The 20,506-nt window shown below is 28.2% G+C and carries 20 protein-coding genes and 2 tRNA genes; 4 read left to right on the forward strand and 18 right to left on the reverse strand.

Going from position 1 to position 20,506, the window contains the following annotated elements:
• The first annotated feature begins 63 nt into the window (after positions 1–63).
• Positions 64–891, forward strand: coding sequence for a prohibitin family protein (locus DAD81_RS06960; protein ID WP_111707533.1), 828 nt, complete (start codon positions 64–66; stop codon positions 889–891).
• A gap of 46 nt (positions 892–937) precedes the next feature.
• On the opposite strand, the gene DAD81_RS06965 is transcribed toward DAD81_RS06960, so the two are convergent.
• The 4 genes from DAD81_RS06965 to DAD81_RS06980 form a co-directional block, all read right to left on the reverse strand.
• Positions 938–1,762, reverse strand: a complete 825-nt coding sequence (locus tag DAD81_RS06965) for a carboxypeptidase-like regulatory domain-containing protein (protein ID WP_111707534.1) — start codon at positions 1,760–1,762, stop codon at positions 938–940.
• Positions 1,763–1,869: 107 nt separating this feature from the next.
• Entirely contained in the window at positions 1,870–2,574 is a 705-nt protein-coding gene (locus DAD81_RS06970) for a glycoside hydrolase family 78 protein (protein ID WP_111707535.1), read from the reverse strand.
• Between the two features lie 104 nt (positions 2,575–2,678).
• Positions 2,679–2,762 (reverse strand) — tRNA-Leu (locus DAD81_RS06975).
• A 51-nt stretch (positions 2,763–2,813) separates the two neighbouring features.
• Positions 2,814–2,886 (reverse strand) — tRNA-Lys (locus DAD81_RS06980).
• A gap of 117 nt (positions 2,887–3,003) precedes the next feature.
• On the opposite strand from DAD81_RS06980, the gene DAD81_RS06985 reads away from it, so the two are divergent.
• Positions 3,004–3,513: a shikimate kinase gene (locus DAD81_RS06985; RefSeq protein WP_111707536.1), complete on the forward strand. Its 510-nt coding sequence runs from the start codon at positions 3,004–3,006 to the stop codon at positions 3,511–3,513.
• On the opposite strand, the gene DAD81_RS06990 is transcribed toward DAD81_RS06985, so the two are convergent.
• From DAD81_RS06990 to DAD81_RS07005, 4 genes are all read right to left on the reverse strand, one after another.
• Complete coding sequence (locus DAD81_RS06990) at positions 3,505–4,002, reverse strand: phosphoribosyltransferase family protein (protein ID WP_111707537.1); 498 nt, start codon at positions 4,000–4,002, stop codon at positions 3,505–3,507. The genes DAD81_RS06985 and DAD81_RS06990 overlap by 9 nt on opposite strands.
• A 318-nt stretch (positions 4,003–4,320) precedes the next feature.
• Positions 4,321–4,911: a class I SAM-dependent methyltransferase gene (locus tag DAD81_RS06995; RefSeq protein ID WP_111707538.1), complete on the reverse strand. Its 591-nt coding sequence runs from the start codon at positions 4,909–4,911 to the stop codon at positions 4,321–4,323.
• A gap of 2 nt (positions 4,912–4,913) precedes the next feature.
• On the reverse strand, positions 4,914–5,702 hold the full coding sequence (locus tag DAD81_RS07000; protein ID WP_317047314.1) for an SDR family oxidoreductase: 789 nt from the start codon (positions 5,700–5,702) through the stop codon (positions 4,914–4,916).
• On the reverse strand, positions 5,689–6,057 hold the full coding sequence (locus DAD81_RS07005; protein ID WP_111707540.1) for an RNA-binding S4 domain-containing protein: 369 nt from the start codon (positions 6,055–6,057) through the stop codon (positions 5,689–5,691). The genes DAD81_RS07000 and DAD81_RS07005 overlap by 14 nt, the downstream gene beginning before the upstream one ends.
• A gap of 87 nt (positions 6,058–6,144) precedes the next feature.
• Between DAD81_RS07005 and DAD81_RS07010 the strand changes: the two genes are divergently transcribed.
• Entirely contained in the window at positions 6,145–6,945 is an 801-nt protein-coding gene (locus DAD81_RS07010) for an FKBP-type peptidyl-prolyl cis-trans isomerase (protein ID WP_111707541.1), read from the forward strand.
• Between the two features lie 222 nt (positions 6,946–7,167).
• On the opposite strand, the gene DAD81_RS07015 is transcribed toward DAD81_RS07010, so the two are convergent.
• The 8 genes from DAD81_RS07015 to clpB form a co-directional block, all read right to left on the reverse strand.
• Entirely contained in the window at positions 7,168–7,788 is a 621-nt protein-coding gene (locus DAD81_RS07015) for a porin family protein (RefSeq protein WP_111707542.1), read from the reverse strand.
• A gap of 51 nt (positions 7,789–7,839) precedes the next feature.
• A complete protein-coding gene (locus DAD81_RS07020; RefSeq protein ID WP_111707543.1) occupies positions 7,840–8,793 on the reverse strand; it encodes a transketolase family protein in 954 nt (317 codons plus the stop codon).
• Between the two features lie 54 nt (positions 8,794–8,847).
• Positions 8,848–9,429, reverse strand: a complete 582-nt coding sequence (locus DAD81_RS07025; RefSeq protein ID WP_111707544.1) for a Maf-like protein — start codon at positions 9,427–9,429, stop codon at positions 8,848–8,850.
• Entirely contained in the window at positions 9,430–10,341 is a 912-nt protein-coding gene (locus DAD81_RS21235; protein WP_111707545.1) for a UbiA family prenyltransferase, read from the reverse strand. It lies immediately after the preceding gene.
• 35 nt (positions 10,342–10,376) lie between these two features.
• Complete coding sequence (locus tag DAD81_RS07035; RefSeq protein WP_111707546.1) at positions 10,377–10,772, reverse strand: hypothetical protein; 396 nt, start codon at positions 10,770–10,772, stop codon at positions 10,377–10,379.
• Between the two features lie 67 nt (positions 10,773–10,839).
• Positions 10,840–13,533, reverse strand: a complete 2,694-nt coding sequence (locus tag DAD81_RS07040) for a hemopexin repeat-containing protein (protein ID WP_111707547.1) — start codon at positions 13,531–13,533, stop codon at positions 10,840–10,842.
• Positions 13,534–14,111: 578 nt separating this feature from the next.
• Positions 14,112–14,570, reverse strand: coding sequence for an SsrA-binding protein SmpB (gene smpB, locus DAD81_RS07045; protein ID WP_111707548.1), 459 nt, complete (start codon positions 14,568–14,570; stop codon positions 14,112–14,114).
• Between the two features lie 216 nt (positions 14,571–14,786).
• Positions 14,787–17,378 (reverse strand): ATP-dependent chaperone ClpB, encoded by a 2,592-nt coding sequence (gene clpB / locus DAD81_RS07050; protein WP_111707549.1) that lies wholly within the window; start codon positions 17,376–17,378, stop codon positions 14,787–14,789.
• 127 nt (positions 17,379–17,505) lie between these two features.
• Here clpB and ytxJ point away from each other — a divergent pair, with 127 nt between their 5' ends.
• Positions 17,506–17,841 (forward strand): bacillithiol system redox-active protein YtxJ, encoded by a 336-nt coding sequence (ytxJ, locus tag DAD81_RS07055; protein WP_111707550.1) that lies wholly within the window; start codon positions 17,506–17,508, stop codon positions 17,839–17,841.
• Between the two features lie 14 nt (positions 17,842–17,855).
• On the opposite strand, the gene DAD81_RS07060 is transcribed toward ytxJ, so the two are convergent.
• Both DAD81_RS07060 and fahA read right to left on the reverse strand, forming a co-directional pair.
• Positions 17,856–19,046, reverse strand: coding sequence for a hypothetical protein (locus DAD81_RS07060; RefSeq protein ID WP_111707551.1), 1,191 nt, complete (start codon positions 19,044–19,046; stop codon positions 17,856–17,858).
• A 113-nt stretch (positions 19,047–19,159) separates the two neighbouring features.
• The gene (gene fahA, locus DAD81_RS07065) at positions 19,160–20,443 is read right to left on the reverse strand and encodes a fumarylacetoacetase (RefSeq protein WP_111707552.1); all 1,284 of its coding nucleotides are present in this window, start codon (positions 20,441–20,443) and stop codon (positions 19,160–19,162) included.
• Between the last annotated feature and the right edge of the window lie 63 nt (positions 20,444–20,506).

A 20,506-nucleotide genomic window follows, 5' to 3' on the forward strand; every position in this document is an offset into this window, starting at 1 on the left:
ATAAAACAGAATTAATAAAATTCTGTTTTGTATTTTTGTAAATCAAATTTAAACTAAATAGAAATGAGCAACGGACAATTACAATTACCAAAAACTTTAATGCCTTTAATACTTATAGGTATTTTAGCAGTAATTTTTATATCAAAATCAGCAGTTAATATAGATGCCGGTGAAGCAGGTGTTTTATGGAAACGTTTTGATGGAGGGGTAGTAACTGATCAACCACCATTAGGTGAAGGATTTCATATTGTGGCACCATGGAACGATGTTGTTGTTTATGAAGTACGTCAACAAGAACTGTTTGAAAAAATGAAAGTACTTTCATCAAATGGATTAGATATTATATTAGAAACATCATCTTGGTATATGCCAAGACCTGCAGATTTAGGTAAATTACATCAAGAAAAAGGAAAAAATTATTTAGAAAGAGTAATTCAACCTACCCTTAGATCAGCAGCTCGTAGTGTTGTTGGACGTTATACTCCTGAGCAATTATATGCAAGTAAAAGAGATGTTATTCAAAGTGAAATTTATGATGAAGCTAAAAAGATATTAGATGGTCAATATATTGAACTGAATGAAGTTTTAGTTAGAGATGTAACTTTGCCATCAACAATTAAAGATGCTATTGAGCGAAAATTAAAGCAAGAACAAGAATCTTTAGAATATGAATTTAGATTAGTTACAGCTGCTAAAGAAGCTGAAAAGCAAATTATTGAAGCACAAGGTAAAGCTGATGCAAATAGAATATTAAGTGCATCATTAACAGATAAAATTTTACAGGATAAAGGTATTGAAGCAACAATTAAATTGTCAGAATCTCCTAACAGTAAAGTTATTGTTATTGGTAGTGGAAAAAGCGGAATGCCAATTATTTTAGGTAATCAATAGTAATTAAAATATATAAAAAAAAAGGCAACCATTTGGTTGCCTTTTTTTATTCCTTAATATTTTCTTTAATTGTACTTCCTTTTTTTATTGCTTTATAGTTTTCATAACAGAGCAGTACGGCTTCAATTAATTGTAAATCACTTGCCTGTTTAATAAAATAATCAGAGTAATTACATTCGTTTAGAAGTTCATTTAATTCATTGGCATCCATTTCTAAATACTCCATCATTAACTCTCTATTAAATTTTTCTTCTAAAAGTTGGCGTAATTGATCGTTATCACGCATTTTCTTTAGCTTTTTAAGCTGTTTAGGTTTTTTACCAAACATATTGTACACAAAATCTATAGGTCTAAATAAAGCATCTACAGGAGAATTAAATTCTCTTCTTTGTCTAACTCCAACTTCATATGTTTGAGGTAAACCATTTATGTGAATACGAGAATATTTATCTTTAGGTACATTTTTAGCATCAATTTCTAAAACTCCTATTAGTTTATGAGATTTTAAAACAACTTCTTTAATTTTTTCGGTTTTTTCATATAACTCAATAACAAGCTCATTTCCTTTAAGTAAATCGTTTGTTATTTTTAATTTAATGGATTGATGACCCAAATATGAAATATAAATAGTGTCATTTACTGCTGTTGCAATTTCAAAATTTCCAGTTTCATTTGTAATAGTTCCAAATACTGAATTTAAATTAAATAGATGGGCTCCTATTAAAGGTTTTTTATCTGAATGATCTACAATTTGCCCTTTTAAGGAAACTGATAGAGAATTGTTAATTATTGAATCTTTTAAAACTGGTTCTTGTGAAAAAGCAATTGTAGTAATAAAAAATAGAAGTAGATATGATATTCGTTTTTCCATATGCAATTATACTAATTAAAGATTAATTCTTTAGTTAAAGATATAAAAAAAATAAAGCTGTCTTTAGAAATTAAAAGACAGCTTTATTAATAATTTTAAAAAATAAATTAATCAGTTTTAAAATTCCAAACTTGACCAATTGCTTCTCCGCCTTTTCCGTCTTTAACTACAACTTTCCAGTAGTAATCTTTTGACGAAGTTAAATTTTCTGTAGTATATGATTTTCCAGTTTGATCTGCAGATTTTATTGTTGCAGGAGGATTATCAGTTCCAAAATATACATCGTAAGTTAAAGGATCATTATCAACATCAGAAGCGTCCCATTCTAAACTTGCAGTTGTACTAGATACAACAGCACTAATAGTTGGTGATATAATAGAAGGTGAAAAAGGAATATAATTTGATACACCTATACCTTCAGTATAAAATGAATTAGCTGAAGAATAATCGCTAGAATTATTTTTACTATCTTTAGCATTAACTCTCCAATAATAAGCAACACCTTTATCTAATGAAATTGTTCTATTTGTACTAGTATTACTTATAGATTCTACAATATTAGTAAAGTCATTGTTTTTTGAAATTTGAACTTGATAAGTTATATTATCATTATCCGGATCATTAGAAGCATTCCATTTAAAATCAATTGAATTCTCAATACATTTTAAATTATTAGAAGGATAAACTAAACTAGGAGTAGAAGGAGCCTTATTTACAGGTGTTGGGTCTGGATCTGGTTTATCTTCTCCTGAACCACCACAAGACCATAATAACGATCCTAAAGCAATTACTGAAAATATTATTTTTTTCATTATCTATTATAAATTTGGAAATTGTATAAGTTTCAAAAATACATCTTTTTAAAAATCTATCAAAGGAAAGTATTAATAATTTGTAGAGATAAAAAGAGAGTTAGTGCACATAATAGGATTCGAACCTACACGAACTATTGTTCACCAGCCCCTCAAGCTGGCGCGTCTACCAATTCCGCCACATGTGCATTTAAATTTAGGGTAAAAAAAAAGTTAAGTAAAAACTTAACTTTTTTTTGTGACCTGGCTGGGGCTCGAACCCAGGACCACCTCCTTAAAAGGGAGGTGCTCTACCAACTGAGCTACCAGGTCTTAATTTGTTGTGCGTAAATGCGAGTGCAAATATACTACCAATTGTTTATTGTGCAAGTTTTTTTATGAACTTTTTTAAACGATATTTGCATTAATGTAATTTAACACTAAAAATTTATGAAAATTGTACTATTAGGATATATGGCTTCAGGTAAATCTGCAGTAGGTAAAATGCTGGCAGAGAGGTTGAAAATACAATTTATTGACTTAGATAATTACATTGAAGAAAAAGAAAACCTCTCAATAAAAAATATTTTTAATTTTAAAGGAGAAATATATTTTAGAAGAAAAGAAAGTGAATATTTACAAGAATTGATTAATTTAGACTCAAATTATGTAATTTCTTTAGGAGGAGGAACTCCTTGTTATGGAAATAATATGGAAATTATTACCTCAAATTCAAAATCGTTTTATTTAAGCGCATCAATAAATACAATTTTTAATAGAATAAAAACTGAAACTTCTCAAAGACCTTTAGTTTCAACTATTGGAATTGACAATTTACAGGAGTACATTGGAAAGCATTTATTCGAGAGGTCTGCTTTTTATAATAAAGCAGCTGAAACAGTTTCAGTAAATGATAAATCACTTATTGAAATAGTAAATGAGTTAGAATCTTTACTCTAAAATAGCGAAAGAGTTTTTATCTTCAAACACTACATTAATATGTTCTCGCATTGAAGTGGATAAAGAAATTCCTTTAAAATCTGCTTTTACAGGGTATTTTTTATGATTTCTATTAATTAATACAGCCGTTTTAAATTTCTTTAAAGGAACCTCTAAAAAATGTTTTATACCATACATTAATGTAGTTCCGGAGCTTAAAACATCATCAACTAGAACCAAAGGCTTATTTATGTATTTACTAGTTTCAATACTGGTTGAGACTGTATTTAATGGGTTTTTCTTGTCAATAATAACTTCGCATAATATAATTTCAATGTCTGAAATCTTTTTTAATATTTTTACAATTTTTTCAGCAAAAATATATCCGTTACCATTAATACCAGCTATAACAATTTCTTTTTCGTTTGAATTTGTTTCATATATTTGATACGCAATTCTTCGAGTTTTATTTTGTATTTGCTCGTTTGTTAAAATAATTGAACTTCCCATTATTCTTTTTTTTCTCAAAGATAAAATTAAATTTAATATCTAGTATAATAAAGATATTATATACTAGCTTATTTTAGACCAGTTGGCTGAATTGAATAATTAATAAAAGTAAATGCTTTTTGATTTATTAAATATAAAGTTTTTTTTTAAGTGGTTGAATTTCATTACTATAACGTTTTGGAGTAGGGAGGGATGTAATTTATCACCTAATAAATTAAGGAGATATGGTATATTTTATTCTCTCATTTAAATATATATATTCCAGAATATATGGTTGAAGGTTGATTTAAACAATAGGTATTTAGGGGTTTGAGTTTTTTAATGTTTTTTTGAATTAATAAAAAACAATTCTCTTCCTTGTCTAGGTTTTATTGAATTATAACACCTTTCAAGTATTTTAATTTCAAATTTGGAATTAAATAATTGTGTGTATTCTAAAATACTCCCACCAAAAGGAGGCCCCTCATTTGTTAATTTAAAATCGAATAACAATCCAGATAATTTTCCATTTTCATTTAATAAACTAGCCATATGATTGATATACTGTTTTCTTAAAGCAGGATCTAAAGCACAAAAAAATGTTTGTTCTATTATAAGATCATATTTACCTGTATGATTAAAAAAATCATCGTTAATTAAATCTTTCTTTGGAAAATCTGGAAAGCGTTTTTTTAAATTTATTAGTGGTTGATTGGCAATATCAATTACCCGAACATTTTTAAAACCGTTTTCGTGTAAATATTCAGCTTCATAACTATTTCCTCCTCCAGGAATTAAAATTTTTAAATCTTTATTTGTAAGTTGATCAAAATAATTTTTAATAGGAGTGGAGATATATCCAATATCCCAACCCGTTTTTTGATGTTCATATTTTTTTGACCAATATGCTTTATCAAATTTGTTATTCATATTTATAATGATTTAATTAATCCACCATCAATAGCAATATTTGTTCCTGTTATATAAGAAGCATATTCTGAAGCTAAAAAAGCAACCAAATAAGCAAACTCTTCAGGTTTTCCAATTCTTTTCATTGGAATTGAATTTTGTAATTCATCTAAAATAGCATTTACATCAACACCCAGTTCTTTTGCTTTTTTATGGTTTAATTCTTTTATTCTTTCAGTATCAAAAATACCGGTTAAAATATTATTTACAGTTATTCCACTAATTGCAATACTGCTAGCCAAAGTTTTAGCCCATGTTGTTACGGCAGCTCTAATTGAATTTGACAAAACTAGGTGATTAATAGGTTCTTTTACACTCATTGAAGTTGCATTAATAATTCTTCCAAAATTATTTTCTTGCATACTTTTTAAGGCCAAAGAAGTAGTAAATTGAGTTGTTTTAAATAACAAATCAAATGCTATTTGATAATCTTCCGATGTTTTTTCAAACACAGTTCCAGCTTCAGGACCATTAGTATTATTAACTAATATATCTACAGAATTAGATTGAAAATACTTTGAAATGACTGATTCATAATCTCTGTAATCATAAAAATCTACAACTATATAATTATGATTTTGGTTAAATGAAGTATCTAATTCTTGGATTACAGTTTTCAGTTTTGTTTCGTTTCTTGCCATTATTGTAATTGAAGCACCACAACTAGCTAATTGAATCGCAATAGCTTTACCAAGTCCAGAAGTACTTGCTCCAACTAATGCCTTTTTTCCTGTTAAATTAATCTTCATCATTGTATCCTTCTATATCTCGTCTATCTTTTTTTGTTGGTCTTCCTGTACCTTTCTTTCTATAATAATCCTTTGAATATTTTAGTAAATCAAACTTTTCAAACTCTTCTGCAGGTGTAATATCTTTTCTATATAAATCAACTAATTTTGCACCAACCCTATTTGCTGGAATATCTAGAACTTCAATCTTATAATTTATTTGATTTTTACGAATGGTAATCGTTTCTTTATTAAAAATTAATTTTGAAGGTTTAATACTAGCGTTATTTATTTTAACATGTCCCTTTTTGCAAGCCTCAGTAGCTATACTTCGCGTTTTAAAAAAGCGTATACACCATAAATATTTATCTATTCTCATTTAATTGCTATAATAAAGTTAAAATTTATATTTATTCTTTTTCCAAAGGTATGAAAATAGTATCTTGCGCACTTAAAATTAATTTAAATGAATATTAAAAATTTAGTAGTTTTTATTGCTTTTAGTTTAGCAATTTTTTCTTGTAAAAAGGATGATGATAGTGTACAAGATGACTATGATGCAGTTGATCAGGAAGTTATAGATGATGAAGCTATAATTACATATTTACAAACGCATTATTTAGATGAAAATGAAGGTATTTCATTAATTGAAAATGGAGAAACACCTCTAATGGGACAAGTTGAAACTGAAACTATTATTGAAGATGATATTTCATATAATTTATATTATTTACAAAAAAGTGAAGGAGTAGGAAGTAGTCCTGCATTAATAGATTCTGTTAATGTTGATTATACAGGTTTTCTATTAGACGGTTCTGAATTTGACGAAAATAATGCTATCTGGTTTGATTTATCAGGTATTTTATATTCAATCCCTTCTGGAGCAATTGGTTTTGTTCATGCTTTAAAAAAGATGAAAGCTGGTGAGTTATTTTTAAATGAAGATGAGTCTTTTTATTTTAAAAATTCTGGTGAGGGATATGTATTTATGCCTTCTGGTTTAGGTTATAAAAATAGTGCTACAGGTAATATTCCTGCAAGAGCTCCTATGGCTTTTAAATTAACTTTAAACATGGTTAAACAATCTGATCATGATGGAGACGGAGTGCTATCTAAGGATGAGGATATTAATGGAGATGATAATTTTATAAATGATGATACTGATGGTGATGGAATTCCAAACTATTATGATAATGATGATGATGGTGACGGAACTTTAACAAAAGACGAACTTGAGGATAATAAATACCTAGACCCAAATAGTTAAGAAATTAATACAATAATAAAAAAGGCTTTTCAAATTTAATGAGAAGCCTTTTTTATTGAATATTATCCTATAAATAAGTATCTTTTATGGTAATTTATGAACTTTTTTTAAAGAAGTGAAACTAATTTAGGTTTCATAATTTTAGGTAACTTAAACACAAAAAAACTAGTAATAATTTATTTATTACTAGTTTTTCTATGTTTCTATTAAAATATTTCTGAGTTATTCTTTCTTTTTGGTTAAGCTATATGATAAACTGAAAATCAACTGGTCAGGTCTTGAGTCTAGTTTAAAAGTTTTATCAGCTTTTGAAAAATCAGCTTCATTTTCATTTAAACCTCTTTCATATCTAGCGTCAATTCCAAATCGGCCAAATTCAAGAGAAGCACCAATATTTATTCCTACGGAATATTCGTTTTCAACATCTTTAATATCAATACCTTTTAAATCATTCTTTAAAATATATTGAAATGCAGGACCTGCAAATACATGTAAAGGACCAATTACTTTTAGGCCAACCAATACAGGAACATCAATTTTAGAAATTTTGTAATCCTCTGTATTTTCTGAATTTAATTTGTATTGGCTAGTTGTTTTAGTATAAACTAATTCAGGACGTAAATAAATAGCTCCTAGGTTAATTTTACCAAAAACACCAACATTATATCCTGATTTTCTTTCTCCTTTATTTTCTATAATATTTCCAATTTCACTAGAGGCATCTTTTAGTTCTCCATTAGAATTATAGTTTAATCCAGCCTTAATACCAAATCCGTTTTGAGCGTTAACAAACACAATACTAGTTAAAAAAATTAGGGTAAAAAGTAAACTTCTTTTTTTCATATTAATTAATTTTTAGGGTTAATTTATAATAATAACGAAAAAAGAAATATTTTATTTTCTGGCTATTACTTTTTCAACGGCACTAACAATAGCTTTATCGTTTAGTTTGTATTTTTCCATTAATTGGGCAGGAGTTCCAGATTCTCCAAAGCTATCATTTACAGCTACAAATTCTTGAGGTACTAGGTTGTTTTGTACTAATACTCTTGAAATACTTTCACCTAAACCTCCAATTATATTGTGTTCTTCAGCTGTAACAATACAGCCTGTTTTAGCAACAGATTTTAAAATTGAATCTTCATCTAAAGGTTTAATTGTATGAATATTAATAACTTCTGCACTTATTCCTTTTGTATCTAATTGCTCTGCGGCTTGCAAAGCTTCCCAAACTAAATGTCCAGTAGCAACAATTGTAACGTCTGTTCCTTCTGTAAGATTAATTGCTTTTCCAACAATAAACTCTTGATCTTCAGGTATAAATAAAGGTACAACAGGTCTTCCAAAACGTAAATATACGGGTCCTTCATAGTCAGCAATAGCAATGGTTGCTGCTTTAGTTTGGTTATAATCACAGGTATTTATAACCGTCATTCCTGGTAACATTTTCATTAAACCAATATCTTCTAATATTTGGTGAGTTGCACCATCTTCACCTAAAGTTAAACCAGCGTGTGAAGCACAAATTTTTACATTTTTATTAGAATATGCAATAGATTGACGAATTTGATCATATACTCTCCCTGTTGAAAAGTTGGCAAAGGTTCCTGTAAAAGGGATTTTACCACCAATAGTTAATCCAGCAGCAATACCAATCATATTGGCTTCAGCAATACCTATTTGAAAAAAACGTTCAGGGTTTTCTTCAATAAATTTTTCCATTTTTAAAGAGCCAATCAAATCGGCACATAAAGCAACTACATTTGGATTTTTTCTCCCTAATTCAGCCAATCCAGCTCCAAATCCAGACCTAGTATCTTTCTTTTCAGTAAACGTGTATTTCTTCATGTTTTAGTTGTAAATAAAAATCTTTCAAAAATAATGATATTTGACTATTTTGGTTTAGAAATTCAATAATTCTTCATAAACTTTATGAACAGGTAATCCCATTACATTAAAATAACTTCCTTCAAGTTTTGTTACTCCTATATAGCCAATCCATTCTTGAACTCCATAGGCTCCAGCTTTATCAAAAGGTTTATATTTTTTAACATAGTATTCTATTTCTTCATTACTTAAATTTTTAAAAGTAACTTTTGTAGTATCAAAAAATATTTTTTCTTTATCTTTTGAAAGTAAGCAAACAGATGTTATTACTTTATGAGTTTTTCCAGATAATTTACTTAACATTTTAATAGCTTCAACCTTGTTTTTAGGTTTTTCCAAGGCACTATTTTCTAACCAGACAATTGTATCTGAAGTAATTACGATATCATTTTCTTTTAAGTTGGTTTTAAAAAGTTTTGCTTTTTCAAGTGCTAAAAAATTAGTGATTTGTTCTTCTTTTAGTGAAGAATTATAAACCTCATTAATTTCTTTCACTTTTATGATGAAATTAATATCTAATTCTTTTAAAAGTTCCTGACGTCTTGGTGAGCCCGAAGCTAGTATTATATTTTTATTTTTTAATTTCTTTGATAACATTTATTGAGTTTTTATAAAAAGGTAGATGGAACTAATAGCTAAAAATATTATTACCTTTAATATAGTATTTAATTTGTGAAACTTTTTTTGTGAATTAATTAATCTTAATTTTAGAGAAACATAAATTAAAGGAATCCCGATAAATATTAACAAAAATAAACTAAAATATAGATTTATTTCAGAGTAATTCCAAACAAAAATGAGTGTCATAAATATTGGTGGAAAACACAAATAAGAAGCTAAATATTTTATTCTGTTTCTACCGAAAACTAAAGGTAAGGTGTTTAAATTTAGTTGATTATCTTTATTGATATTTTCTATGTCTTTAATTATTTCTCTAATTAAATTGAGAAAAAAAACAAAGACAATAAGAATAGAAATAATAAAAGTAACCGTTTGATTATTAATATTATTATTTGAATAGTTTATATCAAAAAAGACTAATAAACTAAGGCTTAAGCTTAATAATATTGAAATTATAAAATTCCCTAAAAATGGAATTCCTTTAAATTTTTTGGAATAATAATAGAGTAGTAGTGAGGCCCCAATAAAAAGTATAGATAGTGATGGTTTAGAAATAGTTAAACATAATTGAATTCCTAAAATTAATCCTATTGAATTTATGTATAAGTACCAACGTTTTGCTTTTTCTAATGATACTAAATTAGAAACTGTTTGTTCTTTAGGTTTGTTTATCTTATCAATTTTATTGTTGTTTATATCATTAATTAAATATCCTCCAGTTGTTATAAATAAAACAGAAATAAGTAATTGATAAAATTGAATATAACTTAAGTTTGTTTCAATAGAATAATAATTAAACAATTGAAACCTAATTAGAAAAAATGTATATGCAACTAGTATTACATTTTTTATTATTATTTTTTGAACTGATACTCGGTTAAATATCATAATTCAAAATGTATTGTGCGTTTAAGATTTTTTTTCTATTCTGGTTCGTCATCTTGTGGCTTTATATAAGCAGCATCAATAATAGTAGTTAGCTTTAATAATTGATTTTGTAATGATTTTGCATCGCCTTCAACTTTTAATATAAAAATAGGGTTTTTGCTTATTTTTTCTGTTATATGAAGATTTTTTTTACTTTTTAATTGAACAACTTCAAAATTATATTTTTTAAGTATAGAATTTAAATTTTCTGAAGCTTTTTTATCAATAGCATAAAACTTTCCTTCTTTATATATTAATTCACTTTTCGTTTTTCCATAGATGACTAACTCTTTTTTATTAAAATTAGCATCTTTATTTATGGGTTTGTCTTGTTTAGCCATAGAACAATTTATTAAAAATAATGAGATAGTAATTACTTTTAGAATATTCATTTTTCACTTTTAAATAAATATGCTTGCGCTTTTGTAAACGCAAGCATATAAATATAGTATTTAATTTTTAAGATATAATTGGTCTTGGGTAGTATATTTCAACCTTCCATTGATTTGCAGGGTTAATTTTAACATACTCATTTCCTTTAAAGAAGTATATTTTATTACTCTTACCATTCCATAAAGCACAATCTAGCCCGTTTGTAAAAGGAGCAGCTAAACCTGGCCAATTTCTTGTAATTGGTTTAGGATAACCTGCTTCTACTTTAAAACTATTGCTTGGGTTTACTTTAATGTATTCATTTCCTTTAAAGAAATAAATTCTTTGATTGGTACCACTCCAAATAGCAGCATTTACACCTGATGCAAAAGAAGCTGGAAAACCTTGCCAATTTCCTGCAATTGGTTTTGGATATCCTGGATCTACTGCCCAACTATTATTTGGATCTACACGCAAATATTGACTTCCTTTAAAGAAATAAATTTTATTGTTTTTATCATTTCCAACAACAGCATCTAAATTTGAAGTAAAAGAAGTTGGAAAACCAGGCCAATTTCCAGCAATGGGTTTTGGGTATCCTAAGTCTACTTCCCAATTTTTATTTGGGTTTACACGCACATATTGATTTCCTTGAAAGAAATAGGCCCTTCCATTTTTATTGGCCCAAAAAGATGCATCTAAATTTTGTCCAAAATTATTTGGAAAACCAGGCCAATTAGAATCAATATTTAAAGCAGCAAAAGCTTGTTTTAAATCTGGTCTTTTTCCTATTCTATTAGTTGCTATTAATTTTGGATAACCAGTACCTCGTTTCCAATTATTAAATGGATCAATTCTTACATAATTTTCACCTTTAAAAAAATAAACTTTTTTATTAGTACCACTCCATACAGCTGCAGCAATATCATTGTTAAATGAACCACTTAAACCTTCCCAATTACCTGCAATTGTTCTTGGATAGCCAGATTCTACTGTAAAATTGTTACTAGGGTTTACACGAATGTATTGATCGTTTTTAAAGAAATATATTTTGTTGTTTTTACTATTCCAAATAGCAGCATTTACACCAGATGCAAAAGAAGTTGGGAAACCAGGCCAATTTCCTGTAATTGGTTTTGGATATCCTGGATCTACCGCCCAATTATTATTAGGATTTACACGTAAATATTGGCTTCCTTTAAAAAAGTATACTTTGTTATTTGTATTACTCCATAAAGCAGCGTTTATTCCATTGGTAAAAGAAGCTGGAAAACCAGGCCAATTTCCTGCAATTGGTTTTGGATATTCAGGTTCTACGCTCCAATTTGCATTTGGGTCTATTTTTACATATTCACTTCCTTTAAACATGTAAATTTTATCGCTTTTTCCATTCCATAATGCGGCATCAATGCCTCTACCAAAAGAGGAAGCAGGTAGTCCTTTCCAATTAGATTTTCCAGATTGTTCAATATTACCGCTAAATCGCATTTGATTAGAACCAGTATTTCGCATTATATTTCTTGCAGTTCTAGGCGTTAATAATGTTTTTCCTCTAGCTTTTAATCTTCCTTGAATACATGCAATAGAACCAGTAACTATTGGGCTAGCACTTGATGTACCACTAAAAGAACGTGTATACCAGAGGTTATCATTACCACCTTGTTGTAAATCACCATAACCAGTACTAGCAACATTTCTTCCCCAACCTTGTACATCTACTCTAGAACCCCAATTTGAAAACCCTAAGGCTGTTCTATCATTACTTGAAGAAGGAGAACCTGCTCCAACCATAATAGCTCCACATTGTGGATTTCTTAAGTTAAATGGGTTTTTCCAATTAGAAGGAAAACCTATATCTTTATGATTAAAAATATCGCTATCTAAGTCTTCAGCTCCATTTCCAGCAGCTTCAACTACAATAATACCTTTTGATGTTGCGTATAAAATAGCAGCAAAATCGTCTGGCCACCATTCAATAGCTATATAACCATCTTGTGAAATATTGTCATCTGCAGCTGGTCCAGATCTATGAACTTCCAGTAAAATTATATCTCCTGCATTTAATTCGTCTGCAGCATTTATAATTGCTTGAGAAGTACCTAATCCTCCATGATATGATATTGCACTAATATGAGAGTTATGAGAAATTCCAGTAACTCCAAATCCATTATCATCAGCACCCATAATTCCTAACACTGCGGTTCCATGGTTTTCAGAACCTGCTCTGTTTACTCCTTCTAAAAGGCCTCCAGAATTTTCTTGTAAATCTTCATGGCTAAAATTAAATCCTCTTTCTATATCAATAATGTCAATTCCTTCACCTCTTCCTCCTCCAAATTGCCAAGCAAATTTAGCATCAACTCCTAGTGGAGCGTTGTTTAAATATCCCTGATTTCCAGAAAAATCTGGTGTGTTAGAAGGTTCTGATGATGCAGGTTTAATATATGCAGCTTCAACTAATTCATCTTTTAATAGATCGTCGCGCATTTTCTCTAAATTTTTGGCATTAGAAATATTAAAAAATGATTTTGGATCGAATTTAATTTTTTTGAATTTTTTTGTAATTTCTGAGGAAATTTTAATACTTTTTCCTTTTCTCGAAAAAATTGGGTTTAGTTTAATTTTTTCTTTTCTAAACAACTTTTGTAACGACTCAATTTTAGCCTTTGAAACTATTTTAGAAGAAATTTCTTTATTAGATTTCATTCTAATTTTAGCATCTTTCTTAAAGATAACTACTAATTCTGGTTTCTCTGATTCTGTAATAACTTGTTTTGCCATTTTTAATTATTTTTTGGTTAGTAAATAGAATTTTCCCCAAAATTTTGAGAGGAGGAGAGAAGATGAAATTTTGGAAATATTTTGTTTTTAATTAAATGAAAAAAAATTTCTTCCGTTGAATATCTCACAAATTTGCATAGAGGTTTATTCAATAAATTATTACTCCTTTTTTGAGGATTATGAGCTATAAGTTAATCAATAAAAAGGATTTTACCAAGTTAAAGTGTTGAAAAATAAATAAATAGGTGAAAATTCAGGAGTAGATTTCACTCTTATTATTAAATTAAGGGCTCTACTTTATTATAGCTTTTAGAAGAAATATAAAAAATATAATGATGATTAAGAGATACAAAATTTTACTCAGAAAATGATTTTTAATTTAAAAACATTGCTAAAACTAAGTTTTTTAGGTGTAATAATTTTGGTTGTTTTAGTACTAATTTAATAGCCTGTATTTTGCCTTTTATTTTCTTAAAAAGAGGATAAATATTAAATTTTAACAAAGAAAAGATGATTCAATAAGTATTTTTATTTTAAACCTGAAGTTAAAACTTAGTAAAATAATGGAATAAATTTATTTAATTAAATTCTTTTTTTATTCTTGCTAAATCTTTTTTATTATCACGGTCTTTCATTACTTCACGTTTATCGTAATTTTTCTTTCCTCTACATAATGCAATATCCAATTTGGCCCAACCTTTATCGGTTAAGAACAGCTTTAAAGGGATAATAGTAAGTCCAACATTTTGAACTTCTTTTTGTAGTTTTTTAAGTTCTTGTTTATTAAGCAAGAGTTTTCGTTCACTTTTAGGACTATGATTGTAAGAATGACCATACAAATATTCTTCAATAAACATATTAATTACAAACAGCTCTCCTTGCTCATTAAATTCACAAAAACTTTCTGTAATACGCGCTTTACTTTCACGAATTGACTTTATTTCAGTTCCAGTTAATTGAATCCCGGCAGTATATCTATCTAAAATCTCGTATTCAAAACGAGCCTTTTTATTTTGTATGTTAATTCTCTTCTGCATATAACTACAAATGTACTATAAATTTTAAAGATTAATTTTAGAAAAACATTACTTTTAATATTTATAAAAGGGGCTGTCTAAAAATATAATTTTTCATCATCCTAAACTTGTTAAAGGTTCTCATATTTATTATTAATTTAATGAGATTCTGAAATAATTTCAGAATGACGAACTTTATTACTTTTTAAACAGCTTCTTTCTTAGTTTTAATATTAATTATTTGTTTCTAAATACAATTTTATCATCAAAAGCATCTAATAAAATATGGCTTGTTGCCGTAACTTTACCAGAAAGTATTTCTTTAGATAATTCATTTAAAACATCTTTTTGTATTACTCTTTTTACCGGTCTTGCTCCAAATTGAGGGTCAAATCCTTTTATAGCTAATGCTTCAACTAAATCTTCAGTATATTCAAGATGAATGTCTTTAGCTTTCAACATTTTAATTAAACCGTTTAATTGTAGTCTAACAATTTGTTCAATCTCATTTTCATTTAAAGGAGTAAACATAATTATTTCATCAATTCTGTTTAAAAATTCAGGTCTAATAGTTTGTCTTAAAAGGTCAATAACTTCAACTTTAGTATCTTCGGTTACTTGCTCTCTTTTAGACATGTCCATCTTATCAAATTTTTCTTGAATAATATGTGCGCCCATATTTGAAGTCATGATGATTATAGTATTTTTAAAATCAGCTACACGACCTTTATTATCTGTTAATCTTCCTTCATCCAATACTTGCAATAAAATATTAAAAGTATCAGGATGAGCTTTTTCAATTTCATCTAATAAAATAACAGAATAAGGTTTACGTCTAACAGCCTCGGTTAACTGTCCACCTTCTTCATAACCTACATATCCCGGAGGCGCTCCTACTAAACGACTTACAGCATGACGTTCTTGATATTCACTCATATCAATCCGTGTCATAGAGTTTTCATCATCAAATAAATACTCAGCCAGTGCTTTTGCTAACTCCGTTTTACCAACCCCAGTTGTTCCTAAAAACAGGAAGGAACCTAGTGGTTTTTTATCATCTTGTAAACCAGCTCTAGATCTTCTTACCGCATCAGAAACAGCTATAATAGCTTCTTCCTGCCCAACAACTCTATCATGTAATTCTTCTTCTAGATGTAATAATTTTTCACGATCACTTTGTAGCATTTTTGTAACAGGAATCCCTGTCCATTTAGCAACTACTTCAGCAATATCATCACGTGTAACTTCCTCTTTTATTAATGCGGAGTCTTGATCTACGGCAATTTCTTTTTGAAGCTCTTCTAAGTGTTCTTGTTCTTCTTTAATTTTTCCGTAACGTAATTCTGCCACTTTTCCATAATCTCCTTCACGTTCAGCACGTTCGGCTTCTAACTTATAGTTTTCAATAGCTTCTTTACTTTCTTGAGCGGCATCAACTAATTCTTTTTCACTAACCCATTTTGCATTAATTTCGTTTCTTTCTTCTTTTAAATTAGCAATTTCTTTTTTAAGAGAAGTTAATTTTTTTTCATCTTTTTCACGTTTAATTGCTTCAATTTCAATTTCATACTGCATAATTTTACGGTCCAGAACATCTAATTCTTCTGGTTTAGAATTTATTTCCATACGTAATTTAGCGGCAGCTTCATCCATTAAATCAATAGCTTTATCTGGTAAAAAACGATTAGAAATATAACGTTGAGAAAACTCAACAGCAGCTATAATAGCATCATCCTTTATTTGTACTTTATGGTGGTTTTCATATTTTTCTTTAATCCCACGTAAAATTGAAATAGCACTTTCTGTGTCAGGTTCATTTACTATTACCTTTTGAAATCTTCGTTCAAGAGCTTTATCTTTTTCAAAATATTTTTGATATTCATCTAAAGTAGTGGCTCCAATAGCTCTTAATTCACCACGCGCCAAAGCAGGTTTTAAAATATTAGCAGCATCCATTGCACCTTGACCACCACCTGCACCTACAAGTGTGTGAATTTCATCAATAAAAAGTACAATTTCTCCGTTTGCAGAAGTTACTTCTTTAATAACAGATTTTAAACGCTCTTCAAACTCACCTTTGTATTTTGCACCAGCAATTAAAGCTCCCATATCTAAAGAATATATTTGTTTACCCTTTAAATTTTCAGGAATATCACCTTTAATTATTCTGTGAGCCAATCCTTCTGCAATTGCTGTTTTACCTGTTCCAGGTTCACCAACTAGCATTGGATTGTTTTTGGTTCTACGAGATAAAATTTGAAGTATTCTTCTTATTTCTTCATCTCTTCCAATAACAGGGTCTAATTTTCCTTCTTTAGCAAGCTCATTTAAATTTCGAGCATATTTATTTAATGAGTTATAATTTTCCTCAGCACTTTGAGAAGTAACTTTACTTCCTTTTCTTAACTCTGAAATGGCTGATAACATCATTTTACTATTTACACCTTGATCTTTTAAAATTTGTGCTGAAGTATCTTTATTTTTTAGAATTGCTAATAATAAATGTTCTATTGAAACAAATTCATCACCCATTTTTTTGGCTTCATCTGCTGCTGTATTTAACATTTTAGAAGCATTTCCTGAAAGCGTTGTTTCACTACCACCAGTTACTTTTGCATAACTTTCTATAGTTTTATCTATTAAACTTTGAAGCAAATCAAAATTAACTCCTAGTTTTTTAAATATAAAAGGAGTTACATTCTCATCAACATCAAAAATTCCTTTTAATATATGTGAACTCTCTATTTGTTGATGTCCTAAACCTTGCGCAATCTGCTGTGCTTTTTGAATAGCTTCTTGCGATTTTATTGTAAAATTATTAAAGTTCATAACGTATTGTTTTTTTGTTTATATATTTGAACGCTCAAACAGTGTTCCATTTGATGAAAACAAATCAAACAAGTCATAATGTCTTGTTTTATGGGGCTTCAGAAGACAAAATGTCTATATTATAATTATGAATTGGTCAGAAATTACAGAGATAAAACAACTTGAAGAAATCATTAATTCTTCAAAAGAAAAACCCGTATTAATTTTTAAGCACAGCACACGTTGTGGAATTAGTAGGTTTGCATTAAAAAGCTTTGAGAGAAGCTACGATATAGATGAAAACAGTCTAGATCTTTATTTTTTAGATTTAATAAGTTACCGACAAATCTCTAGTGCTATTGCTGAAAAATTAGGAGTATACCACGAGTCACCTCAAGTGATTGTAATTTTAAAAGGAACTGTCATTTATTCCGCATCTCACGGTGATATTTTGGTAGAAGACATAAAAAAAGCAATTGGTTAAGATTGCTTATTTTCTTAATTTCTAAATTTATTAGAAATTATGATTTGTTTTATCTTAGTTTTTAAATTTTCGCCAGTATTATATACCATTTCTTCATTAGAAGGAAAAGGAATGTATTTATAGTTAATTAGGTTTAAGTATTTTTTATCTAAAGCTTTTTTATTGCCGTTAATTGTGGCAAATTTATTTTCAAAAACAAACTCACTTGCTAATGGAAAAGATTTAATTAACTGATTTGTTTTAAGGTTATAATATTTAACGATCCCAACAACTTTTGTAGATTTTGTTTGAGTAACTTCATTTATTTTACAACTTACCTTTTTATAGATATCTATTTTTATACTATGTCCTAAACTATCTTTTTTAATTTGTCCATCAGCATTTTTTAAATATTTCCAACCATCTTTAATTTCTTTTTTATTCTCAAACTGTTTTTCATTTACATGTTCTGCAGAAATATTAATTTGTCTTAAATTTATTTCTAATTGATAATCATAATTTAAATTTGATTGTTTTTGATTATGATAAACGGTCCATAAATCATTTAGGTTGTAGGTTTTGAAATCTAATAAATCTCTTTCTAAACGAATAGGGATTATTTTATTAGATTTATTTTTCATTGTTACTAAAATAAAATCAGTTCCTTTATATTGAGCATCTTCAATTAATAATTTAGTATCCTTATAATCTGGATTAAGTTTGTATAGGTAGTTTAAATCTTCAAAAATATCTCTAAAATCATATTTATAAATGGCATTGGAAAGTGCTGTTTTGGCATTTGTGTATAAATATTCTGTGAAATTATTTTTTGAAGAAATTATTTCATTTGAATAGTCTATAAAATTAAATGAAGCATTTTTTTTCTTTTTTAATATAGGTAGTGGAAGTAGAGGCCTTATAAATTCTTGTCTGTTACTTAAACTATTATATAAATTGAAAATTTCTTCTAAGTTTGCTTTATTACCTTCTTTTTTTAAAAAATCAATTCTGCTTAAATCTCTTTTAACTATTTTTTTGTAGGCTTCTTCAAGCATTAAAACATAAGGTTGATTGCTTTTTTTTGTTTTATTATTTCTTAAGTTTTTAACAGCAATATTTATGGCTTCATCATAATTTCCATAATTTAAAGCTTCTTGAGTTTTTTTTACACTACTACATCCAATAGTTGTAATAATTAATAAGAATAAAGGTAGTTTTAGCCTCATAATAAAAATGTTTAGTGTTATGTGTAGTTAATTTCAATTTCAATGCCAAAATAAACTAAACAACCCTAAAAAAATTTCTTTTTTAGGGTTGTTTTTTTATTATTTAGATATTTTTATTTTGATTCAATTCCAGCAATAACTTTTCCAGTACACTTACCAAAACCAATTCTAACTTTATCATTTTTACAATAACCTCTTAAAATAACATTATCTCCATTATTTAAAAAGGTACGTTTAGTGTTATCTTTTAACGTTATTGGATTTTCACCGTTCCAAGTTAATTCAAATAGAGATCCAACACTGTTTTTATCTTCACCAGAAATTGTTCCACTTCCAAATAAATCTGCTGCACGAACATTACAACCGTTAATTGTTTGATGTGCTAATTGTTGATTCATTGTCCAATAAATATTTTTAAAATTAGAAGCACTCAACAAGTTTAAATCACCATTTTCAGTTTCAAGGTATGTATTTAGGTTTATATCAAAACTATTTGTAGTTTCTTCAGGTTTTAAATAAGGTAATAAACCTTCTTGTTTAGGACTTTCACATCGCCAAGGTTCTAAGGCATCTAAAGTAACTATCCAAGGTGAAATTGTAGAAGCGAAACTTTTACTTAAAAAGGGACCCAATGGTTTAGATTCCCATTGTTGTACATCTCTAGAACTCCAGTCATTTAAAAGTACCATTCCAAAAATATATTCTTCAGCTTCATTAACAGGAATAGGTTCTCCAAAGTGATTTGCCGCAGTTGTTATAAACGCAGTTTCAACTTCCATATCAAGTTTTTGTGACGGGCCAAATGAAGGCGTAGAGGCATTTTTAGATAGCGTTTGACCAACGGGTCTTTTTATTGGTGTTCCAGACACAACAACAGATGAAGCACGTTGATTTAAGCCCAAAGGCATATGTAGCCAATTGTTTTCTAAAGGACCATCTTTTAGATCATAAATATCTGATACATTTTTAGCGTGATGTTTACTTGAATAAAAATCAGTGAAATCACCTATATCAATAGGAAGTAGCATTTCAACTTCATTTACATCAAATATTATTACGTCTCTATGTTTTTTATTATCTCTTAATGTTGAATTTTCATTGTCAAATACATCAGCGATTCTATTTCTAACCAAACGCCAAGTTTTTCTACCATCAGCAATAAAGTCATTTAATGAGTCTTGCATAAATATATCATCGGTTAGCGGAATCCCATTAAAGTATCCTAATTGGTGAAATGCACTTAAATCAATAGCAAATTCGCCAATTCTAGTTCCAATAGTAATTATGTCATCTTTTGTAATAAAAACTCCAAAAGGTATATTTTGTATTGGAAAATCACAGCCATGAAGTACGTTTAGCCATGATTTTCTATCCGGATTATTAGCTGATAATTTCATATATATAAGTTATTAAAGGTTGTTAATATTTTTCTAATCAAATATAGAAGTAATTTATTAATT

This window comes from Lutibacter citreus, assembly GCF_003260195.1.
Classification (GTDB): Bacteria; Bacteroidota; Bacteroidia; order Flavobacteriales; family Flavobacteriaceae; genus Lutibacter; species Lutibacter citreus.